This window comes from Micrococcaceae bacterium Sec5.7 (assembly GCA_039636785.1).
Classification (GTDB): Bacteria; Actinomycetota; Actinomycetes; order Actinomycetales; family Micrococcaceae; genus Arthrobacter.
In genome coordinates this window covers 2,539,404-2,562,093 of sequence record CP144169.1, presented here as the reverse complement: position 1 = coordinate 2,562,093, position 22,690 = coordinate 2,539,404, and the positions used below count along the sequence as shown (strand labels likewise).

The window sequence follows — 22,690 nt, the reverse complement described above, 5'->3', positions numbered from 1 at the left end:
TCGGTCCGTGTCCCGCGCAGGGGGCGCAGAACACTTCAGCTGGCGGGCAGCAGCTAGTCTGGAGCCATGCGGACGGAGTATGTCGAGGCAGTGCTGGCATTTGTTGAGCTGGTGCCTGCGGGGACAGCCGTGGCCTATGGGGACGTGGCCGAACTCCTGGGATCGGGCGGCCCGCGGCAGGTAGGGTCCGTCATGAGCCACTACGGCAGTGCCGTGCCCTGGTGGCGGGTTCTGAAGGCGAGCGGCCTCGCCCCGGAGGGGCATGAGGCCGAAGCTTTGCGGTATTACCTTCAGGAGTCCACTCCGCTACTGGGGCAGTACCTCGAGTACTCGCGGACAGGGGAAGGCCGTTGGCGGGTGGATCTGGTGGCCGCGCGGTGGTCGCCGAAGGATGCTGACTTCGACATCATTGACGCCATTGCCGAGCGCTTGGAACGGCAGCTGCACAAATTGTCAGTGGCGGATGATGGAATGTCTGTGTGACCGTAACAATCCCTCAAACCGAGAGTCCCCAAACACCGGGTCCCGCGACACCGGGCAGGAACACTGCCGGTGCGGCAAAAAAGGCCGGCAGCAGGCTTCGGCTCCTGCCGCCCCGGGAGATCCACAGCGTTGAACCGCACCTGTCCCGTGACCAGCGCGCCGCCGTCGACGTCCCCAAAGGCTCCGGTCCGGTGCTCGTTCCCGGAGCACCGGGCACAGGAAAATCAACGGTGCTTGTTGAAGCTGCCGTCCGCCGGGCGGAGCAGGAGGGCGTCGATCCGGAACGGATCCTTATTCTCGCCCCGGGCCGGCTGGCCGCCGACTCTCTGCGTGACCGGTTCACCGCCAGACTGGACCGAAGCCTGAGCACCACCCCTGCCCGGACCTGGGCATCGTATGCGTTCGATCTGATCCGGCGAGCCAAGGCAGAAGGCATCCTTCCGCTGCCGCGCCCACCGCGGCTGCTTTCGGGCCCGGAACAGGACCTGATCATTAAGGAACTTCTCGAGGGACATGCACTGCCTGGTCTGGAACTTCCCTGGCCGGGCGATCTCGGGGCAGCGTTGGAGACCCGGGGGTTTCGCCAGGAAGTGCGGCAGCTGTTTGACCGGATCATTGAATCAGGCCGGACAGCAGCGGACCTTGTTGCGCTGGGGCGGGAATGCGGCAGACCGGACTGGATCGCGGCTGCGTCCCTGTATGCCGAGTACAGGGACGTCCTGGACCTGCGGATGCCGGAGGCGTTTGATCCGTCCGGCATCATCACCGCTGCCCGTCAGATTTTCCAGGACGAACCGGACTTTCTGGCGGCCGAGAGGGAACGGCTGCAGCTGATTCTCGTGGACGATATCCAGGAAGCCAGTCCTGCGGTTTTCGAGCTTTTGGCTGATATTGCGGGCGGCAAGGATGTCTATGTGACGTCTTCTCCGGACACCGTGGTGCAGGGCTTCCGCGGCGCCCGCCCTGATCTTGTGGCCGAACTGCCGCGGCTGCTTTCGGCCGGGAGGCCGGTCATTGAGAGGCCGCTCTGGCAGACACACCGTCACTCCCCGGCTGTGGCGAAGGCTTGGCTTGGCGTGGCCGCCCGCATCTCCCTGCGCGCGGGCGGCCAGCTTGCCCGGCGCCTTGAACAGCCTGATTTCGTTGAACAGTCTGATGTCGTTGAAAGGCGTCCGGAGCAACCTGAGGCCCGGGAAGCGGCGGGGTCCGTGGAGGCGCACCTACTGCCCTCTGCAGTCCACGAGTTGCGCTACGTTGCGCAGCGGATCCTCGAGGCGCACATCAACCACGGCCGCGAGCTCTCGGATATTGCGGTAATCGTGCGTAACGGCGGCCAGCTGAGCCAGCTTCAGCGGTACCTTTCCGGTCAAGGCATTCCAATTCGTATTCCCGTTGCAGAATCCGCAGTCCGGGACGAAGTGGCCGTCCGCCCACTGCTCGATGCATACGCCGTGGCATTGGACCCAGAGCAGTTGACGCCGGAATCCGCTGTGTCCCTGCTGACGTCCAGAATCGGTGGTGCAACCTCGCTTGAACTGCGCCGGCTCAGGCAATCGCTCAGACGGGAAGAAATCCTGGGCGGGGGTGGCCGGTCCAGCGATTCGCTGCTCGTGGAAGCCCTGCTGGAGCCCGGAGCCCTGGCAACACTGGGAATAGAGGGCCGGGCGGCGCGGCGGGCCGCGCGCATGATCCAGGCTGGCCGGCAGGCTGCGTATGAACCGGGCGCGAACGCGGAAACAGTTCTCTGGGCATTGTGGCACGCCACCGGCCTGGCCGGGGCCTGGACCGAAGCGGCATTGTCCGGCGGCGCATCCGGTGCCCGGGCGGACCGCGATCTGGACGCCATGATGGCACTGTTCCACACGGCGGAACGCTATGTTGACCAGCTGCCCGGATCCGGGCCGGAGCAGTTCCTTGAATACCTCCTGAATCAGGAACTTCCCATGGACACGCTGGCGGCACGTGCGCAGCTGGATGACGCCGTGGAACTGATGACGCCGGCCAGTGCCGCGGGACGGGAATGGCCCATGGTGGTTGTGGCTGGCCTGCAGGAAGGTGTGTGGCCCAACACCAGGCTCCGAGGCGAACTGCTGGGCAGCACCCTTTACGCGGATGCCGTTGAGCACGGAGTGGAATACGCGCTTCAGCTGGATCCACTCAGCAGGCTTCGGGAGATCCGGTACGACGAATTGCGGAGTTTCTCCACCGCAGTGTCGAGGGCGCGGGAAGTACTCATCTGCACGGCCGTTTCTTCAGAGGATGACCAGCCGTCGTCCTTCCTTGACTATGTGGCACCGCTTGGGCCGGATCGAGATGCCCGGGGGTTCACCCCCGTTCAGCGGCCCCTGACGCTTCGGGCTCTTGTGGCCGAACTCCGGCAATACGCCCAGCTGGACGGCAAATTGCCCGCCGAGGCCGAGGAAGCAACCCGCATGCTGGCACGGCTTGCAGCGGCAGCACCCGCGGTGCCCGGCGCCCACCCTGACAGCTGGTGGGGGCTCGCGCCGCTGACGTCCACGGAACCCGTGGTGCCACCCGGCGGCACCGTCTATGTCTCACCTTCCAAGGTGGAATCGGTCCAGAAGTCACCCCTTGACTGGTTCGTGCAGGCAGCCGGCGGCGAAGCTGCTACTGACTTCGCGCGAAGCCTGGGCACTCTGGTCCACTCCATAGCTCAGGACTTGCCGGAGGCTTCCGGAGCCGAGTACATCGCCGAACTGGTGCTTCGCTGGCCGGACCTGGGCATAAAGGACAACTGGGAGGGCAAACTTGACCTCAAGCGTGCCGAGACCATGGTGCGGAAGCTGGCACAGTACGTCCTGGTCATGCGGAGCGAAGGCCGGAGCCTGGTTGGTGTGGAGCAGGAATTCGAGGTGGCGCTGCCCGAGCTGCCGGGCGAGACCGCCGGGTCGCAGGCTGACACTCCGCGGTCGGCGGTCCTTCGGGGGCAGGTGGACAGGCTTGAGATTGACGCCCAAGGCCGGCTGGTCATCGTCGACCTGAAGACCGGGAAGCGGCAGCCGGGCAAAGCGGAACTCTCCCGGCATCCCCAGCTTGGTGCTTATCAGGCGGCCGTCCTCGCCGGAGGATTTACGGCTCCGGATGGTAATCCGCCGCCGGCCCGCCCCGGCGGCGCCGTTCTTGCGCAGCTCGGAACAAGCACCAAGCACGCCGGTGTCCAGCAGCAGGAGCCGCTGGATCCAGAGGACAACTGGGCGCTGGACATGGTGACTGAAGCCGCGGGCCTGATGTCAGGAAGAGTTTTTGAAGCGAGGCATGATCCGTCCAAGAGCGGACACGGTGGTCACGGCTGCCGTTTGCCGGAAGTCTGTCCTCTTTGTGTGCGCGGAAGGCAGGTTACTGAATGAGTCCCGAACATAGCCAACCGGCACCCCGGTTCAGCCCTGAGCAACTCTCGGCCATGCTGGGCGAAAAGAACACGCCCACGGAAGAACAGTCGGCCATCATCTGTTCTCCGCTGACACCCCGGCTCGTCATTGCCGGCGCGGGTTCGGGAAAGACCGCCACCATGGCTGACCGCGTGGTCTGGCTCGTCGCCAACGGCTGGGTCAGGCCCGAGGAAGTCCTTGGCGTCACCTTTACGCGAAAGGCAGCGGGCGAACTGGCCAGCCGGATCCGCGCCAAGCTCAGCGCGCTGCAGCGGATCGCAGCGGAAGATACCCGGCACCTTGTCTTTCCGCCCGGCCTGCTGAGCACCGATGCGCTCGAACCAAAGGTATCCACCTATCATTCCTACGCGAGCGGGATCGTTTCGGACTATGGGTTGCGGCTCGGTGTGGAACGAGACGTGGTGCTGCTGGGAGGGGCACAGGCCTGGCAGCTGGCCAGCGAAGTCGTGGAAGCCTTCGACGGCGAGTACCAACACTTCCGCGCCGCCAAATCCACCCTGGTCAAAGCTGTCATCCAGCTCGCGGGGGAGTGCGCAGAGCATCTGCAGGATCCGGCGCAGGTGGAGGCATGGCTGCTGGCACGGCTTGACGAGTTTAATGCAGTGCCCTATCTGGCAGGTGCCAAGAAGACTGCCACCCAGGCAGCCGGTGAGCTCAGCGTGATGTTGCGGACCCGGGCAAGCGTCGCTGAGATGGTCGGACGCTACTCGGAGGCCAAACGTGCGCGGGGGGCACTGGACTTCGGTGACCTTGTGGCGCTCGCTGCCAAGGCATCCAGCGAAATCCCGCTTGCCGCCGAGATGGAACGGCAGCGCTACAAAGTTGTCCTGCTGGATGAATTCCAGGACACCTCCTACGCCCAGCTGGTCCTCTTTTCTCGACTGTTCGGGGACGGACATGCCGTCACAGCCGTGGGCGACCCCAACCAGTCCATCTACGGGTTCCGGGGTGCTTCGGCCGGTCAGCTTTTCCACTTCGTCCGTGAATTCCCGGTGCGCGTGGCAGGAAATCCAACAGAGGCTGCCGCAGGACCGCCGGAGCACGGAAAATTCGAGGTGGCCCCCACCTCGTACCTGACAACAGCGTGGAGAAACGGCCGGAACATCCTTACGGCAGCTAATGTCATCTCGGCACCTTTGACCCGCGCAGCGGTCAATTCAGGTGCAGCCGGCCAACGCGGTACCGCAGCCTCCGTAGATGTCCCGCCGCTGCAGCCGAGCCCGGCTGCTGTGGATGGCCGTGTGGTGATCGGACGTTTCGGAACTGATGAGGATGAGGCCGCTGCCCTAGCCTCGGACGTGCTGACCTACCGTGTGACCGATTTTGAGTGTTCAGCCGAGGGGGCGCCGGTGCCTCCTTCCATGGCTGTACTCTGCCGGCGCCGGGCACAGATGGAATGCATCCGGCGTGAGTTCGAAGCCAAAGGGATTGCCTACGAAATCGTGGGACTGGGTGGCTTGCTGGATACTCCGGAAATCGTCGATCTTGTCTCAACCCTGAGGGTTCTTGCAGATCCAGGGCGTTCAGACTCGCTGATGCGCCTGCTTGCCGGCGCAAGGTGGCGGATCGGCCCGGCCGACCTCATGGCTTTCCGGGACTGGTCCAGTTTCCTGGCTCGCCGGCGTGGGCGACCGGGCCCAGGGGGAGCGGCCGGGAACGAGTCCGATGAATCGCCCGCTGAAGTGCTGATCGAAGGCGATATCACCGACACCGCCAGCCTCGTGGAAGCTCTGGACTGGCTTCCGCGGGACGGCTGGACGTCGGCCAACGGCCGGTCGGTCGGTGCGGAGGCCCTGGGCAGGCTCCGCCGCTTGTCGGCCGAGCTCAGGCAACTGCGCGGGTATCTGGGGGACGACCTCACCACGTTACTTGGCGAAGTGGAGCGGGCCATGTTGCTGGACATCGAGGTGGCGGCACGCCCGGGCTTCACTATCCATCAGGCGCGCCGGAATCTGGATGCATTCCAGGACGCTGCAGCGGGCTTCCTGCAGACTTCGCAGCGGGTGGATATTCTGGCTTTCCTCGCGTGGCTTGAGGCCGCGGCGGCGGAGGAAGGCGGCCTCGACGCTGCCCCGCCCGACGTCAACCGGGAGGCGGTCCAGCTGTTGACGGTGCATGCGTCCAAGGGGCTGGAATGGGACGTTGTTTTTGTGCCTGGGCTGAATTCAGGCGCGTTCCCGAGCAACCGGGATTCACGCTGGAGCAGCGGATCCGCAGCGTTGCCCTGGCCGCTTCGCGGAGACCGGGCGGATCTGCCCCAATGGGATCTTGACCAGCCGGACCAAAAGGGCTGGCTCGACGCCGAAAAGGATTTCAAGTCAGATGTTCAGACCCACAGCGAAGCCGAGGAACGCCGGCTCGCGTATGTGGCATATACCCGGGCCAAGTACGTCCTGTGGGTTTCCAGTGCAGCGTGGGTCGGTTCGCGCTCAGGCATGGCGGACATGTCCCCCTTCCTCGCCGAGCTGGCTCCGCTTGCCGGTCTGGGCGCAGTTGGCGAGCATGGCGTGTCGGGCATCGGCGTCTCGGACAAAACGGTGGCACCCAACGGTGTGACGCAACGGCGCGGGGCGGGCGGCAGCTCTTGGAAAGCTGCGACAATACATCCGTCGTCAGTCGAGGAGGATTCCCTCCCGGATGAAAGCCCGCTTACCCAGGAGCTGGAGGTGGCGGAGTGGCCCTATGACCCGTTGGAGGGTCCAGTTGATCCAAGAACCGGTGAACGCCGCAGGCTGACTCCGGGCCGACGATTGGCCATGCAGTCCGCTGCGCGGCGTCTGCTGGAAGCCATAGCGGTTGTCGAGGCAGCCGCGGGCATGCCGGGCTCCAGTAAACAGTGCGAACTTAATCCCGTCACAGCTGTCCTGTTGCGGGGCAACGCCGCCGGCTGGGCCCGGGAAGCCGAGCTGCTGCTGGAGCGCCGCAACAGACGGGCCGGCGGCGGGCAGGAGGTGCACCTGCCAAGCCACATCTCCGCTTCCACGCTGGTGGATCTCGGAGACAATCCGGAACGGGTCCTGGCACAGCTCAGGAGACCGCTTCCGCGCCAACCGGGGATGTCAGCCCGGAAGGGTACGGCTTTCCACTCGTGGGTGGAAGAGTATTTCGGCGCTGCCGGAACGCTGGACCTTGGCGAGGCTCCGGGATCTGACAACCACATTGACGAGGCTTACGGGCTCGATGCCATGGTGGCCACGTTCCGGGAATCGGAGTGGGCCAACCGATCGCCGGCGTACGTGGAGGTCCCTGTCGAGACGAGAGTCGGGGAGGTGGTGGTCCGCGGACGTATCGATGCTGTGTTCAAGGACGCGGACGGCAGATGGGATCTGGTGGACTGGAAGACAGGAAGGCGGCCTTCACCCAGTGAGCTCAAGGTCAAGGCGGTCCAGCTTGCTGTTTACCGGCTGGCCTGGGCCCGGCTCAAAGGTATTCCGGTGGACGACGTGAGTGCTGCGTTCTACTATGTGGCCGACAACCAGGTGGTCCGCCCGCACGATCTCGGCTCAGCGGCCGAACTGGGAAAAATCATCGCCGCAGCGCTCTCGGCCCCGGCGGATTAAGAGCGAAGTCCCTACCGGCGCTATTCGGGATACGAAGTCCCTACCGGCCCTATTCGGGATACTTGGTGCAAGGGTGACGCGGTGTCAGGGCAACTTGGTGTCAATAAACTTGAGGGCAGCTGTTGACGTGTCGTCAGCGGAAAGAACCACCGGCCGGGAATGTGTCCGGCGTTCCGGGTCCTCGTCTGTCGGAATCGGCATGACATGCACTGGGGCCAGTGCCGCTGATGACGGTTCAACACCTTCGTCGGATACCGGTTCCGGTACGCCTGCGGGTGCTGACCGTCCTGCTGAGTCAGCGCTCGCAGCCGTTTCACCGGGCCGTGCTGCTGCGGCGGGTTGTGATGCGCTTCCGGCGTCCCCAGCGGGTTGAGGCAACGGTTCAACGCTGATGGATTGCCCGCCGTGCTCGGCGATGTCGGCGGCGAGAGTTTCGAGCATGCTTTCTGCCTCGGAGATCATTTCCTGGTCGCCGGCCGCAATGCCCTTGACCAGGTACTGCGCCAGCGCAAACTCCGCCGAAAGGGCCGCACGCCGCAGCAGATGGGTGTCAGGGGTGTCCCTGCGGCTCTCGGTGTAGTTGCGGACCACAGCATCCACAAAGTCCTGTTCGTTCGAGGCAACCAGCCAGGCGAGGTCGTCTGCGGGATCGCCGATCCGCAGATCGGTCCAGCCGGTCACCGCGGTGATCCGTTCCCCGTCGACCAGGAGGTTGTCCTCGTGGAGATCGCCGTGGACCACGGAGGGGTTGAAGCGCCACAGGGAGACGTCTTCCAGAGCATGTTCCCATCGGCGCAGGAGCACGGGGGGGATCTTGCCCGTGGTGGCTGCCTGGTCGAGTTCGTTCAGCCTGCGCTGTCGGAATTCGTTCGGGGTGTAGCTCGGCAGATCCGCATTGCTGACCAGGGCGTGGGGCAGATCGTGGATGGCGGCCAGGGCGGTCCCGATTTCCTTGGCCAGCGCTGCAGAACCCGTGGTCAGGTCTTCGACGCTCCTGGTGGCTCCGGTCAGGTGTGAGTAAACAAAAGTACTGAGGTTTCCCTGGCGGACGGTGCCTGCCACGGTGGGCATCAGGAAAGGCAGTTCAGCCCTGATTCCTGGAGCGAAGGCGCGAAGCACCAGAAATTCAGTCTCCAGCCTCGCACTTGCCTCCGCATGGCGTGGCGAACGGACGCGCCAGCGTTTGCCTTCGGAGTCCAGCAGGAGGGCGGAGTCGAAGTCCGCAGGATCGTCCGGTGCGGAGCTTACTGCGGTCGGGGTCAGCCCGGGGACTGCCGCGGTTGCCACAGCTGCCAGTTCGATCGGTTCTCTTCTCACGCCTCCACGGTAGATTGACTGGCGTCCAAGACGACGATGTGTATCGGCGAGTCTCCATATCAGCCCTAAATCACAGCCAGTCGTCAGCTTCAGGAGCCAGATGCAGGGCTAAAATGTCAATTGTCGGCCCGAGTCAGTACGGTGGATACATGAGTCATGCGGAGTCCGCGGCACCGGCAAATCAGCTGCCGGCAAGAGAACTGCCGGCCAACCACCTGTTCGATACCGTGCTTCCGGTGCGCCCTGCCCTTGTGGACCGAGGTTCAGTCCGGCGGATGAAGCCGGGGATGGTCGAAGAGCTGCTAGCAGGCGCCGGCACACGCGCAATGGTCCTTTCCGGCCGCCAGGCTCTGCTTCATGGCACTCGACTGCTGCTTATGGATGGGTCCGCGCTGCTGGACGAGCTCCGCAGGATGGGATCCGCGCCAGAGCAGCTGGTGTATCTGGGCTCAGGGCTGGAGGGCTCTGAACTCACGGCAGGCACGGAACTTGTGTTGGTGGTCCTCGCTGCACCGGTGGAGCCCGGCCTTGCGGGCATCCCCGCCGATGCCTCCTGGGCCGGGTTCCGCGACGTCGCCGCCCGGCTCAATGCCACGGATGCTGCCCTGTTCATCGAAGCCAGCGCCATCGCCAACTGGCATGGCAGCCACACCCACTGCCCCCGGTGCGGCACCCCCACGCTCGTGGAGTCCGGCGGCTGGGTGCGCCGCTGCCCGGCTGACGGTTCGGAGCACTACCCGCGCACCGATCCCGCCATCATTGTCACGGTGGTAGGGCCGGACGATCGCCTGCTGCTCGGCGGCGGTGGCCCTAGCGATGCGAAAAACTATTCGACGCTGGCGGGTTTCGTTGAACCCGGCGAATCACTCGAGCAGGCTGTGGTGCGGGAAATCCAGGAAGAAGTGGGGGTGCGGGTCATTGCCTGCCAGTACCTCGGCTCCCAGCCTTGGCCGTTTCCGGCATCGCTGATGCTTGGATTCACCGCCGTAACCGATGACGCAGAAGCAAAGCCCGACGGCGTTGAGGTCACCCGGGCGCGCTGGTTCAGCCGCGAGGAGCTGCAGGAGTCTGTGCTGAGCGGCGAAATTGTCATCTCCAGCCGGTTGTCCATTGCGCGGTCACTTATTGAACATTGGTACGGCGGAGTCATCCTGGACCGTCCCGCCGTCGAATGACCGTCGGCTTTAATTGAACAGACATCATCCGGCGACTGAGCAGCAGAAGTGACTAACGAGAATCCTGACAACACCGCGTCTCCTGACGGCGCGTCGCTCGAGGACCGCATCCTCGGCGGGCTCGACGCCGAACAGCGTGAGGTGGCCAGCACACTGAACGGCCCGCTGTGCGTGCTTGCCGGTGCCGGCACGGGCAAGACCCGCGCCATCACGCACCGCATTGCGTACGGCGTGCACTCAGGTGTCTACAGTCCACAACGTCTCCTGGCCGTCACCTTTACGGCCCGTGCTGCTGCCGAAATGCGCAGCCGTCTTCGCGATCTCGGCGTCGGCAACGTCCAGGCTCGGACCTTTCACGCGGCAGCATTGAGGCAGCTTCAGTTCTTCTGGCCCCAGGCAGTGGGTGGCGCCCTGCCGAATCTGCTGGACCACAAGGCGCAGATGATCGCCGAGGCAGCCCGCCGGCTGCGGCTGAGTACGGACCGGGCCTCCATCAGGGACCTTGCCTCGGAAATCGAGTGGGCAAAGGTTTCCATGCTGACACCGGCAAACTATCTTGAAAATGCGCACGACCGGGGGACTCCCGGCGGATTCGACCTCACGGCTGTGGCGCGGGTTTTCCAGTCCTATGAGGACGTCAAGACGGACCGCAATGTGATCGACTTCGAGGACGTCCTGCTGATCACGGTGGGCATTCTCCAGGAGGATGCCAAGGTGGCAGCCACCGTCCGCGAACAGTACCGGCACTTTGTGGTGGACGAATACCAGGACGTTTCGCCCCTTCAACAACGACTCCTTGAACTGTGGCTCGGCGGTCGCGACGAATTGTGCGTGGTGGGCGATGCCAGCCAGACGATCTATTCGTTTACCGGCGCCTCGCCCAAGCATCTGCTCGGGTTCAAGGGCATGTACCCCCAAGCCAATGTTGTGAAGCTGATCCGCGACTACCGCTCCACGCCGCAGGTGGTGAAACTCGCCAACGACCTGCTGGCCGCCCGCCGCAGCGGCGGCCCTGTGGCCGACGCGGCCTGGGCCGCCCCTCTTCAGCTCGTGGCGCAGCGCCCCGCGGGTCCCGTGCCCCAGTTCACCGAGTGCGCAGACGATGAAGCCGAAGCAGCCACTGTTGCCATCAAGGTCCGTGAACTGCTCGACGCCGGCACACAGGCCAGCCAGGTGGCCGTGCTGTTCCGCACCAACGGGCAGTCCGAAGCGTATGAGCAGGCCCTGGCATCTGCCGGGATCGGCTATCAGCTCCGTGGCGGGGAGCGGTTCTTCGCACGCAAGGAGGTCAGGGACGCCATCCTTCAGTTACGGGCAGCCACCCGGGCAGCGGCTGAATCGGCAGAGCCTGAGCCTCTCGGGCAGCTGGTGCGCGATATCGTCGCCTCCCTTGGCTACACCGAGGCGCCACCGCACAGCGGGGGTGCGCTGCGGGAGCGGTGGGAGTCACTGGCCGCATTGGTTGCCCTTGCCGACGAACTTGTTCTGAGCCGGGGGGCAGAGTTCAGCTTGTCGGATTTCGTCAACGAACTCCAGGAGCGGTCACTGGCGCAGCATGCCCCCACCGTTCAGGGTGTGACGCTGGCCTCCTTGCACGCTGCCAAGGGCCTGGAATGGGACGCCGTGTTCCTCGTCGGCCTCAGCGAAGGCCTGATGCCCATTTCCTTCGCGGACACACCGGAAGATGTGGATGAGGAGCGCCGTCTGTTGTATGTGGGCATTACCCGTGCGCGCGAGCACCTCGCGCTGTCGTGGTCTACGGCCAGAACCCCGGGAGGACGGGCCAACCGCAAGCCCTCACGCTTCCTCGACGGGCTGAGGCCGGACTCGGTGGCCAGTTCCACGGCGCGCGGAAAGGGAGCTCCGCCGCGCCGAAAGGCCGCCGCACCGGCCGTGTGCAGGGTCTGCGGGAGCATGCTCTCCAGCGGTGCAGAGCGCAAAGTGGGCCGCTGTAACCAGTGCCCGCCCAGCTACGAGGAGCAGACGTTCGACGCACTAAGGCAATGGCGGAAGGAGGTGGCGCTCTCGGCTGAAGTTCCCGCATTTGTGGTCTTCACCGACGCAACGCTGACAGCCATTGCCGAGGCCAGGCCGGCGTCTCTGGAGGAGCTGGCCGAGCTGGCCGGCGTCGGCCCGTCCAAACTTGAGCGGTACGGCGAGGCCGTCCTCGCTGTACTGGTGGAAAGCGCCACCCTCTGATGCCTCAGCCACAAAGATCAAGGGGAGCACAACTGACCACCGACGACGGCGCCCCGGTGGTGGTGCGGCGCTCCGCCCGCCGCCGCCGGACCGTTGCGGCGTTCTGGGAGAACGGCACGGCAGTAGTGGCAATTCCGGCGAACTTCAGCAAAGCCCAGGAATTCGAATGGGTGGGGCGGATGCTCGAGAAGCTCCGGCTGCAGGGTGCAAAACGATCCATAGGCGGGGGCAAGCGACGTCCTGCAACCGATGCAGCGCTCGCCGCGCACGCCACGGAACTCTCCGGCCGCTACTTCGGCGGGCGGGCCATTCCGACGTCGGTCCGCTGGGTGAGCAACCAGAACTCACGGTGGGGATCCGCCACACCTTCTGACGGGTCCATCCGGCTCTCGGACAATCTCCGACCCATGCCGCAATGGGTTATCGACTATGTGCTGCTGCACGAGCTGGCGCATCTTCTGGTTGCGGGGCACAATGCCGCGTTCTGGAAGCTGTTGGAGACATACCCGGAAACGGGGCGTGCCAAGGCGTTCCTCGAAGGCGTTTCATTCGCAACGTCACGCGGGCTGGCCGCCTCGGACGGGGCCCCGGCCGCTCAGGCTGCCCGCGTGGCAGGTTCCGCCGACGCCGACTAGTGTCATGCGCCTGAAATTCGTTTCTTAATTGTAAATGGGGTATGGCGAATGCGGGCGGCCGAAGGCCGCGTTGGAACTGTCGGACGACGAGCGTGAGACGGTGGCCCGGTGGGCCCGGAGGCGGAAGTCATCCCAAGCGTTGGCGGTACGGTCGAGGATCGTGCTGGCCAGTGCGGAGGGGCTGACGAACGTGGCTGCCGCGGCCCGGTGCGGAGTCGAGCCGCACACGGTGGCGAAGTGGCGGCGCCGGTTCCTGGAACAGCGCCTGGACGGGCTGGTCGATGACCCCCGGCCCGGGCGTCCGGCCACGATCACCGCCGAACAGGTCGAGGACATCGTGGTCGCGACGCTGGAATCAACGCCGAAGAACGCCTCGCACTGGTCGCGGGCGAAGATGGCCGAACGCTCCGGGCTCTCCAAATCGACGATCGGACGGATCTGGCGGGCCTTCGAGCTCAGGCCGCACCGGGCCGACGGCTTCAAGCTCAGGCCGCACCGGGCCGCCGGCTTCAAGCTCTCCAACGACCCCTTGTTCGTCGAGAAGGTCTACGACGTGGTGGGCTTGTACCTGAGCCCGCCGGAGTCGGCGGTGGTGCTCAGCGTGGACGTGAAGTCCCAGGTCCAGGCATTGGCCCGGTCCCAGCCGGCGTTCCCGATGATGCCGGGCATGCCCGAGAAGCGCACCCACGACTACGTCCGGCACGGGACCACGACCTTGTTCGCGGCACTGAACACCGCGGACGGGTCCGTGATCTCCAGTCTGCACCGCAGGCACCGGGCCCTGGAGTTCAAGAAGTTCCTGGCCAAGATCGATGCCCAGGTGCCCGGGGACCTGCAGATCCACCTGATCTGCGACAACTATCAGACCCACAAGACGCGGGCGGTGAAGACCTGGCTCGAGAACCACCCGCGCTTCCACATGCACTTCACCCCGACCTACTCCTCCTGGCTGAACCAGGTCGAACGGTTCTTCGGATTCGTCACCGAGGATCTACTGCGCCGCAGCGACCACCGCAGCGTCCAGGCGCTCGAGGCAGACATCCGCAAATGGGTCAACGACTGGAACACCAACCCCACACCCTTCACGTGGAAAAGACCGCCGAACAAATCCTCGAATCCCTCGGACGACTTCTGAACCGAATTTCAGGCGCGGGACACTAGCCTTTCGGTTCCTGTCCGTCTTCCGGATCGGCTCCGGCGTCGGGTTCGCTGTTGCTGTCTGACTCTGTGCCTGCAGCCGGTTCGCTGCCGCCGGCGGCGTCCCCAGCTATTTCGTCCGGGCCGGAGGCATCCGGCCCGGCCGGGGTGTCAAAGCCGCCGCTCAGTAGTTTCTGCAGTGCGTCATCCACTTCGCTGTCGCGGGCTTCGGCAAGTTTCCGGCGGGCGTTGAATCCTTGGGGATCGTCAAGATCCCCGGCCGTAGGGAGCAGATCCGGGTGCTTCCAGATGGCGTCGCGGCCATCAATGCCGCGCTCGTCCTTGAGCGATGCCCAGAGCGTGGCGGCTTCGCGGAGCCGGCGGGGCCGGAGCTCCAGCCCCACGAGCGACGAGAAGGCGTGCTCGGCCGGGCCGCCGGTGGCCCGGCGGCGCCGCACGGTCTCCCGAAGAGCGGACGCTGAGGGCAGAACGTTCTCGGTGGCGGCTGCCGTCAGCTCGTCCACCCAGCCTTCAACGAGCGCGAGGGCGGTCTCAAGCTTTTCCAGTGCCTGTTCCTGGGCCGGTGTCCGCTGCGGCATGAAGACCCCCTGTGACAGTGCCTCCTGGATACCTTCGGGGTTGCTGGGGTCAAGGTCCCTGGCGAGCTCTTCAATTCTTGAGGTGTCAATGTGAATGCCGCGTGCGTAGGCCTCGATGGCACCGAGCAGGTGCCCGCGAAGCCAAGGAACCTGAACAAAAAGGCGTGCGTGGGCAGCTTCGCGAACGGCCAGGAACAACCGGATGTCGTTTTCCGGGAGACTGAGTCCTTCGCCGAACTTGGAAACATTCGCCGGGAGCAGCGCCATCTCCAGATCGGCAAGGGGGACGCCGATGTCAGTGGAGCTGACCACCTCGGCGGAGAGAGCGCCAATGGCCTGTCCCAGCTGCATGCCGAAAATAGCCCCGCCCATGTTCTGCAGCATGGAGGAGGCACCGCCCATCATGGACTTCATTTCCTCGGGCATCTGTTCGGTCATGGCGCTGGACAATGCGTTGGCAATGCTGTTCGCCACTGGCTCGGTGAGCCGCTTCCACGTTCCGAGGGTCTCCTCAACCCACTCCGCGCGTGACCATGCCCGGCCGATGAGTCCGGTCGCCGGAAGGTCTGTCACCTGGTCAAGCCACAGTTCGGCAAGCCGCAGTGCCACGTCCACTTCCCGCGACTGCAGGGCCGTGACGGAGGGGTCAGTGCTGCTGGCGGCCACGCGCCTGGCGTTCTCATGGGCGAGCTGCCAGTTGACCGGGCCCTCGGACGGGGCGCTCATCATGGCCTGGACCTGAGAGAACATCTGGGCCAGCAGATTTGGATCGTCCGGCAGCCCTGCTGCCTTTGCCAGTTCGGCGGGGTCAATGTTTTCCATGCCCTTGCCGCCCATCAGGTTCTGCAGCATTTCTGCCAGCGGATCCTTTGGGGTGTCGTCGCCGTTGGACGGATTGAGTGGGTTGGAGGTCATGATCCCGCCGATCGTCGGTGTGACTGTTGATCAACTTCACGGTACCCCGGCGCACGAGCGGCTGTCTGCCGAAAGCGGGTCACGTTCGCTGTAGGCAAAGAGCTCTGGGGGTGCCGAGCGCGTAGTGTTAGGAATCGGAATGTTTGCAGGCTGCCGGCGTGCCTGGTTTCAGTCACATTGCCCCGGCATGCAACTGCGGTACGGAGAGGTCCTTCAGTGACGATTACACGGGGCGATCAGCCCACCGAAGAGCCTGTTGCTCACTTGGCAAGCGGCAGACGGGCTGACGGCACCCGCTCCCGGCGCGGCAGAGCACGCGACCACAGGTTTCGGGCCATGGTGGTGTCCGGCGTCGTGGCCGTGGGACTTGGTATTGCCGCGGCCAGCATCCCGGTTCCCTACGTGGTGGAGTCTCCCGGGCCAACCTTCAACACACTGGGACAGGACAACGGGAATGCCGTGATCAGCGTGACGGGGCATAAAAGCTTTCCGGCCAAAGGAAATCTGGACCTCACCACTGTTTATGTTGACGGCGGACCCAACGGCCCTGTGAGTGTCTTTGGGGCTTTCGCGGCCTGGCTGGACGGATCTAAGGCCGTCTACCCGGAGGAATTGATTTTCCCCACCGGCGTCACCAAGGAGCAATCCCAGCAGGAGAGCGCGGTGGCCATGGCAACCTCTCAGGAAAACGCTGTGGCGTCCGCACTCAACGAACTCGGGATTCCGTTTGAGCAGAAACTCCAGGTCGCAGGCCTTTCCGACGGATCAGCGTCGAAGGGGAAGCTTCAGGCAGATGACGTCTTCACCTCGATCAACGGCAAGCCCGTCACGTCCCTGACCGTTATTCAGGCGGAGCTGGCCGCCGGTGCAGGGAAACCGTCTACCGTCGTCGTCGACCGCAAGGGTGCGCCCGTGACGCAGACCATCACGCCGGCGGAGACCGACTCGGGCCGTTTCATTCTCGGCGTGATGCTCCAGTACCGTTTCACGTTCCCTTTTGACATCAAGATTTCCCTGGACAAAGTGGGTGGCCCGAGCGCCGGCCTGATGTTTGCGCTGGGAATCGTTGACACCTTGACGCCGGGGGACCTCACCGGCGGCAAGTATGTCTCCGGAACCGGCACCATCACGCCTGAAGGCGTGGTGGGCCCAATCGGCGGAATCGGGCAGAAAATGCATGGGGCCCGGGCGGGGGGAGCCACCATTTTCCTGGCTCCGGCGGCCAACTGCAACGAGGTTGTTGGCCATATTCCCGACGGACTCCAGGTGGTCAAGGTGGAGAACCTGTCCGAAGCCCGGCAAGCGGTGGAGCTTGCCGGTTCGGGCGGGGATACCTCGGGACTTCCCGTCTGCACCAGCAACTAGACTGAATTGAGGAACTAAGCTTCGCTGCCACTCGTGGCAGATATGACGGCCGTTGCCACTCTGTCTGACCGGTGCCGGAAGTCGATCACACGCACGCTCTGAATGTTAATCTGACGACCAGCTATGAGGTACCGAGTTTGTCCCGTCCCGCCAGCCCCACCCCGCCCGGAAGACCCCAACCAAGGCGCGGTGCCTTGACGCCGACGCTGATTGTCGTTGCCCTCGTTGTGGTCGGCTTCATTTTCTTCGCCAATGTGTGGACGGACGTCCTCTGGTACCAGCAGCTCGGATTTTTCCAAGTGTTCCTGACGGAGAACCTGGCTCGGATCAGCATCTTCGCCGCCGGCTTCGCCATCATGTTTGCTGCCGTCTTCTTTGCAATCCGGATTGCCTACCACGCCAGGCCCGTGTACGCACCGGACTCCGAAATCCGGGACAACCTGAACCGCTACCAGGCGCAGCTGGAACCCGTGCGCCGTGTCGTGATGATCGGCCTTCCGGTGCTCTTCGGCCTGTTCGCTGGAAGCGCCGCAGCCAGCCAGTGGCAGAAGGTCCTCCTGTTCTTCAACCAGGAGCCGTTCGGCCAGAATGATCCCTTGTTCGGTCTGGACATCAGCTTTTACCTCATGACGCTGCCGTTCCTTGGCTTCGTCACCGGTTTCCTGATCAGTGTGGTAGTGGTGGCCGGCATCGCCGGCATCCTCACCCACTACCTGTACGGCAGCATCCGCCTGATGGAACGCGGTATTTTCACCAGCCGCGCCGCTCAGATCCACCTCGCCGTGACCGGCGCTGCATTCCTGTTGCTTCTTGGCACTAACTTCTGGCTAGACCGCTATGCTTCGGTGCAGAACAGCGGCGGACGCTGGGCTGGCGCGCTGTATACGGATGTCAACGCTGTCATCCCCACCAAGGCTATCCTGGCGGTGGCGGCCGCTCTCGTGGCCATCCTGTTCATCGTTGCGGCCGTGATCGGCAAATGGCGTCTGCCGGTGATTGGCATGGCCATGCTGATCATCACTTCCATTCTCGCGGGTGGCGTTTATCCCTGGGTCATCCAGCAGTTCCAGGTCCGCCCTTCAGAGCAGACGCTTGAAGAGGAATACATCAAGCGCAATATCGAGATGACCCGCGCGGCGTACGGGCTGGATAAGATCCAGGTTGACCGGTACAACGCCACGAACACCGCCACCACGGGTGCACTCGCCCCGGATGCCCAGACAACGGCGAACATCAGGCTGCTGGACCCCAACCTGATTTCAGACGCTTTCTCGCAGCTGGAGCAGTACCGCCCGTACTATCAGTTCCCCGAGGCGCTGAACGTGGACCGCTACGAGGTGAACGGCAAAATCCAGGACACGGTGATCGCAGTCCGTGAGCTCAACCCGGCGAACCTGAGCACCAACCAGCAGGGCTGGCTCAACCAGCATGTTGTGTACACGCATGGTTACGGTGTGGTGGCCGCGAAGGGGAACAAGTTCACCGTTGACGGCAAGCCCGATTTCCTGCAGGCAGGCATCCCGTCCACTGGTGTGCTGGGCAACGACTCTACGTACGAGCCACGCATCTACTTTGGCGAAAACTCTCCTGAGTATTCCATAGTGGGGGCCCCTGACGGTGCGGCAAATCGTGAGCAGGACCGCCCGTCTGCCAAGGAAGGTGACGGCGAGACCCAGTACACCTTCAAGGGCAACGGTGGCCCCAAAGTAGGCAGCTTTTTCAACAAGATCCTGTACGCGATCAAGTTCCAGTCTTCGGATCTTTTGCTGTCCGACGGCGTGAACGAGGAATCGCAGATCCTTTATGAGCGCAATCCTCGCGAGCGGATCCAGAAGGTAGCGCCGTACCTTACCGTTGATGGCAACGCCTACCCTGCCATGGTTGACGGGCGGGTCAAATGGATTGTTGACGGATACACCACGAGCCAGTACTTCCCGTATTCGCAACAGGAGCAGCTCTCCGATGCCACTGCGGACTCGCAAACCACGTCCGGGCGCTCCGTTGCCCTGCCGAACAGCTCGGTCAACTACATCCGCAACTCGGTCAAGGCCACTGTTGACGCCTACGATGGTTCCGTTACTCTCTACGCCTGGGATGATCAGGATCCCATCCTGAAGGCCTGGCAGAACATCTTCCCCACCTCTCTCAAGCCTTACTCCGAGATGTCAGGTGATGTTATGAGTCACGTCCGCTATCCGGAAGACCTGTTCAAGGTCCAGCGCGAGCTCCTGGGGCGCTACCACGTCACTGACCCCGTCAGCTTCTACAAGACCGATGACGCCTGGAGCGTTCCGAATGACCCCACCGTCGACGCGGACGTCAAGCAGCCCCCGTTCTACATGTCATTGCAGATGCCGGACCAGGACAAGCCCGCATTCCAGCTGACATCATCATTCATTCCGCAGATTGTGAACGGCAACGCCCGCAACGTGCTCTATGGCTTCCTTGCCGCAGATTCGGACGCCGGCAAGGTGAAGGGGGTTAAGGCTGAGAGTTATGGGCAGCTGAGGCTCCTTCAGATACCGCCGGCAACACAGGTGCCCGGTCCCGGCCAGGCCCAGAACAAGTTCAACTCGGACCCCACAGTCTCGCAGGCACTGAACCTTCTTAGGCAAGGAGCCTCGGATGTGCTCAACGGTAACCTGCTGACACTTCCCGTGGGCGGCGGAATCCTCTACGTCCAGCCGGTGTATCTAAAATCCACGGGTGAAACGTCCTACCCCACGCTTCAGCGAGTACTGGTGGCCTTCGGCGACAAGATCGGCTTCGCCCCAACCCTGGATGCAGCCCTGAAGCAGCTGTTCGGCGGGGATTCCGGCGCCACCGCAGGCGACGTGGCCAATAACGGCCAGACTCCCGCAAATCCTGGCGGCGGAACCACTCCTGCTCCCGGGGGTACGGATGCCAAGGCTGATCTCAAGGCTGCTCTGGCGGAGGCAAACGCCGCCATCAAGGCCGGCCAGGCGGCCCTCGCTGCCGGTGACTTCGCCACATATGGTGAGCAGCAGAAGAAGCTTGCCGCGGCGCTCCAGAAAGCGATTGACGCCGAGGCGAAGGTGGCTGTCACAACATCCGGGGGCACACCCACGCCGGGTGCCACCGGCACAGCAACACCCGCGCCTTCGCCGTCACCAAGCAGCTGATGCTGGCGGTTCGCAGCAGCCGAGTGAGCTGCGGCGCAGCCTGACAGCAGAGACGTCAGCTCTGAAGCAGGTTTTCCGGCTCCTTTCGGAGCCGGAAAACCGGCCTTTTGAGTGCCGGGGATTCCGCATTCTGAGAAGTTTCCCCAGCTCAGCGGCGTGCTGTGGAGTCGGGGAGACGCAGATCACGTCACTTCGATTTGGCCCGCCGTTCACCGCGAGGTAGAGTTGATCTTGCGACGCGGGGTGGAGCAGTTCGGTAGCTCGCTGGGCTCATAACCCAGAGGTCACAGGTTCAAATCCTGTCCCCGCAACTGACAAGAAGTCCGGAACGCTGGAAACAGCGTCCCGGACTTTTTGGTTTAAGCGGGTTATAGGAAAAATGTGTGTAAGTCTCGGGCGTGTCAGGAGCGCCCGGCCGAGCCTTTTGCGGGCCCAAAGCCCTTCTTCTGCGCAGAGTCCGGTGCTGTGGCGCACTGGTCCGGGAGTGCTTTCGATGACCTCTGTTTGTTGTGGTCGTTGGGGCTGATAGTGGTGGGTCTCGATCAGTGACGCCGGTCGTGCGGGGTTTTCGCTGCGGAGGTAGAGGTGACCATTCGATGGCGCGTTTCTGGTGGGCTTCGCTCATCCCGCGGTGGGCCCGTAGCAGCAGTCTGGGCCGGCTGGTCAGGAAGGTGCGGACGTTCCGTTGAACATGCACGAGGCAGCGTTGGACGGCGGCCTCCTGCCAGCTTTCGGACAGGGATGCGGCGATGCCGGAGCCGCCGTCGGTAATCACGACCCGCGGCGCGGGGAAACGGGCCAGCAAGGCGGCCCACGCGGCTTTCGTCTCGGTATCGCACCACTGCTGTCCCCGGTGATCTGCCACGAATTACGAGTACCCCTACAACCAAGGGTCTCAGGGCATAGCGATCGCCGTGATACCGCCCCAGCACTGGGAGGCAGGCTCATTCCTTGCACACATTTTTTCCTACAACCCAATAATTCACCCGCTGTGTGCGGGTAGGCGTTGAGGCCATCGCAGCCAGTGGCAAAGGTGCCCTGGAAAGTAGGGTACTGTTGATCAAGCGACGCGGGGTGGAGCAGTTCGGTAGCTCGCTGGGCTCATAACCCAGAGGTCACAGGTTCAAATCCTGTCCCCGCAACCACAAGAGAGGCCCTGACCGGGCAACAAGCCGGTCGGGGCCTCTTGTTTTGTCCAATTAGTAGCAGTCCCTAGTATTCTCTTTCGCAGAGCCTCAGATTTTTGAGCACTGGCCAGTCATTCTCGAGAGGAATGTTGTTCGATGTCCACACCGACGAAGAAGCCCGGTACCGCCAAGAGCAAATGGGCGAAACTCTACTGGGCAGTGCCCGCTGTCCTGATGGCCCTGCTGCTGGTGGTGTTGCTGGCAAAGTGGATTACGGGCCTCTCCGGCGTCAGCTCGTTTATGGCGGACTATCCGGGCCATTCGGAGCTGCCGGCGGGCGCTCCGGTGGGCTTTCCGGCCTGGCTGGGCTGGCAGCATTTCCTCAACGGCTTCTTCCTGTTGCTGATCATCCGGACGGGGTGGCAGGTGCGGACCACTACGCGCCCCAGCGGGCACTGGACGAGGAATAACAAGGGCCTGATCAAGACCAAAACGCCGCCCACCAAAATTACGCTGGAACTCTGGTTCCACCTCACTCTCGACGCCCTCTGGATCCTCAACGGCGTGGTCTTTGCGATTCTGTTGTTCGCGACCGGGCAGTGGGTGCGCATTATTCCCACTAGCTGGGATGTTTTCCCGAACGCGATTTCGGCTGGTCTGCAGTACGCCTCGCTGAACTGGCCCACGGAGAACGGCTGGGTGAACTACAACGCGTTGCAGCTTCTGACCTATTTCGCGACCGTCTATGTTGCCGCGCCACTGGCCTTTGTCACTGGCCTGAGGATGTCTTCTGCCTGGCCGAAGAAAGCTGCCACACTCAACCGGCTTTACCCGGTTGAGGCCGCCCGGGCAGTGCACTTCCCCGTGATGATCTACTTCGTGGCGTTCATCGTGGTCCACGTGTTCTTAGTCCTTGCGACCGGCGCGCTGCGAAACCTAAACCACATGTACGGCGGCAGCGACGACATCAGTTGGGTCGGATTCTGGATCTTTGCGGCCTCCATCGCGGTCATGGTCGCCGCCTGGTTCCTCGCCAGGCCGCTGTTCCTGCGGCCAGTGGCCTCACTTATGGGGAAAGTCAGCCGCTAGCCGGGTCAGCTGTCTCTGAGCCGCTGGTACGGCTCCAGGGCGCGCGCTTACGTGCGATTCCGCGAGACCCACTACTGGTTCAGGGTAGCCCAGAGCACGGGCCTGGTGCATCCACCGTTCGTGGAGCTTCCTGTCGTCCAGGATCGAAAGCTCCGGTACAAACCGCGCTGGTAACTGCCGCCCGCGTCGAACCTTTTGCTTTAGGTCACCGGAGTGAAAACCCGGAAGGTATGCGGGGACGTCGCCGGGCATTCGCGGCTCGCCCCGGTCGGGGGAGGACCGGCGCCGCCAGGTCTCTGACATCATCGCCAGCTGCGTGTCCAGGTTCATGACGAGCCGTTGTTGGTAGCCCAGCTACTGCAAGGATGCCGGCACAGTTCAGACGAATTCTCCGCGGCCGTCGTCGCATCATCCTAATTATTGTGGGCAGCTGGCTTGCGGAATTGCCTGCGGCAGGCGTAGGACAGCGGTGCGGTCCGCCCGGGCAGCCGCATTGCAGGAGCAGGTCTCACTGCTGCGGGCGAACAGGCCGTCAG

At 63.7% G+C, this 22,690-nt stretch carries 11 protein-coding genes, 2 tRNA genes and 1 pseudogene; 12 read left to right on the top strand and 2 right to left on the bottom strand.

All coding sequences use genetic code 11. From position 1 onward, the window contains the following. The first annotated feature begins 66 nt into the window (after positions 1 to 66). The 3 genes from V3C33_12150 to V3C33_12140 all read left to right on the top strand — a co-directional run bounded on the left by V3C33_12150 (position 67) and on the right by V3C33_12140 (position 7,453). On the top strand, positions 67 to 483 hold the full coding sequence (locus tag V3C33_12150) for an MGMT family protein (protein ID XAS66249.1): 417 nt from the start codon (positions 67 to 69) through the stop codon (positions 481 to 483). Between the two features lie 104 nt (positions 484 to 587). Continuing rightward, positions 588 to 3,851 carry an ATP-dependent DNA helicase gene (locus V3C33_12145; GenBank protein XAS69732.1) on the top strand — a complete coding sequence of 1,088 codons (3,264 nt, stop codon included), beginning with the start codon at positions 588 to 590 and terminating at the stop codon, positions 3,849 to 3,851. Then, a complete protein-coding gene (locus V3C33_12140; GenBank protein XAS66248.1) occupies positions 3,848 to 7,453 on the top strand; it encodes an ATP-dependent DNA helicase in 3,606 nt (1,201 codons plus the stop codon). The genes V3C33_12145 and V3C33_12140 overlap by 4 nt, the downstream gene beginning before the upstream one ends. An 84-nt stretch (positions 7,454 to 7,537) precedes the next feature. Here V3C33_12140 and V3C33_12135 read toward each other — a convergent pair whose 3' ends face one another. Further along, positions 7,538 to 8,770 carry a phosphotransferase gene (locus V3C33_12135; GenBank protein XAS66247.1) on the bottom strand — a complete coding sequence of 411 codons (1,233 nt, stop codon included), beginning with the start codon at positions 8,768 to 8,770 and terminating at the stop codon, positions 7,538 to 7,540. 149 nt (positions 8,771 to 8,919) lie between these two features. Between V3C33_12135 and nudC the strand changes: the two genes are divergently transcribed. The 4 genes and pseudogenes from nudC (at position 8,920) to V3C33_12115 (ending at position 13,940) form a co-directional block, all read left to right on the top strand. Continuing rightward, positions 8,920 to 9,945 (top strand): NAD(+) diphosphatase, encoded by a 1,026-nt coding sequence (gene nudC / locus V3C33_12130; GenBank protein ID XAS66246.1) that lies wholly within the window; start codon positions 8,920 to 8,922, stop codon positions 9,943 to 9,945. A gap of 48 nt (positions 9,946 to 9,993) precedes the next feature. Further along, positions 9,994 to 12,144, top strand: a complete 2,151-nt coding sequence (locus V3C33_12125; GenBank protein ID XAS66245.1) for an ATP-dependent DNA helicase UvrD2 — start codon at positions 9,994 to 9,996, stop codon at positions 12,142 to 12,144. Further along, positions 12,144 to 12,779, top strand: a complete 636-nt coding sequence (locus V3C33_12120) for a M48 family metallopeptidase (GenBank protein XAS66244.1) — start codon at positions 12,144 to 12,146, stop codon at positions 12,777 to 12,779. The genes V3C33_12125 and V3C33_12120 overlap by 1 nt, the downstream gene beginning before the upstream one ends. A gap of 34 nt (positions 12,780 to 12,813) precedes the next feature. Then, positions 12,814 to 13,940 (top strand): annotated as a pseudogene (locus V3C33_12115) (IS630 family transposase). Here V3C33_12115 and V3C33_12110 read toward each other — a convergent pair. Next, positions 13,937 to 15,430 carry a zinc-dependent metalloprotease gene (locus V3C33_12110; protein ID XAS66243.1) on the bottom strand — a complete coding sequence of 498 codons (1,494 nt, stop codon included), beginning with the start codon at positions 15,428 to 15,430 and terminating at the stop codon, positions 13,937 to 13,939. The pseudogene V3C33_12115 and the gene V3C33_12110 sit on opposite strands and share 4 nt — an antisense overlap. Before the next feature lie 216 nt (positions 15,431 to 15,646). On the opposite strand from V3C33_12110, the gene V3C33_12105 reads away from it, so the two are divergent. From V3C33_12105 to V3C33_12085, 5 genes are all read left to right on the top strand, one after another. Then, positions 15,647 to 16,795, top strand: a complete 1,149-nt coding sequence (locus V3C33_12105) for a S16 family serine protease (GenBank protein ID XAS66242.1) — start codon at positions 15,647 to 15,649, stop codon at positions 16,793 to 16,795. A 194-nt stretch (positions 16,796 to 16,989) separates the two neighbouring features. Beyond that, a complete protein-coding gene (locus tag V3C33_12100) occupies positions 16,990 to 19,938 on the top strand; it encodes a UPF0182 family protein (protein XAS66241.1) in 2,949 nt (982 codons plus the stop codon). 237 nt (positions 19,939 to 20,175) lie between these two features. Beyond that, positions 20,176 to 20,249: transfer RNA gene (locus V3C33_12095), tRNA-Met, on the top strand. A gap of 757 nt (positions 20,250 to 21,006) precedes the next feature. Beyond that, positions 21,007 to 21,083 (top strand) — tRNA-Met (locus V3C33_12090). Between the two features lie 138 nt (positions 21,084 to 21,221). Next, positions 21,222 to 22,154, top strand: a complete 933-nt coding sequence (locus V3C33_12085; protein XAS66240.1) for a cytochrome b/b6 domain-containing protein — start codon at positions 21,222 to 21,224, stop codon at positions 22,152 to 22,154. The last annotated feature ends 536 nt before the right edge of the window (positions 22,155 to 22,690 follow it).

What these genes read in the sequence shown, in the direction of transcription:
- V3C33_12150 (XAS66249.1), top strand. Translation starts at nt 67, where the DNA reads ATGCGGACGGAGTATGTCGAGGCAGTGCTGGCATTTGTTGAGCTGGTG.
- V3C33_12140 (XAS66248.1), top strand. Translation starts at nt 3,848, where the DNA reads ATGAGTCCCGAACATAGCCAACCGGCACCCCGGTTCAGCCCTGAGCAA.
- nudC (XAS66246.1), top strand. Translation starts at nt 8,920, where the DNA reads ATGAGTCATGCGGAGTCCGCGGCACCGGCAAATCAGCTGCCGGCAAGA.
- V3C33_12120 (XAS66244.1), top strand. Translation starts at nt 12,144, where the DNA reads ATGCCTCAGCCACAAAGATCAAGGGGAGCACAACTGACCACCGACGAC.
- V3C33_12110 (XAS66243.1), bottom strand. Translation starts at nt 15,430, where the DNA reads ATGACCTCCAACCCACTCAATCCGTCCAACGGCGACGACACCCCAAAG.
- V3C33_12085 (XAS66240.1), top strand. Translation starts at nt 21,222, where the DNA reads ATGTCCACACCGACGAAGAAGCCCGGTACCGCCAAGAGCAAATGGGCG.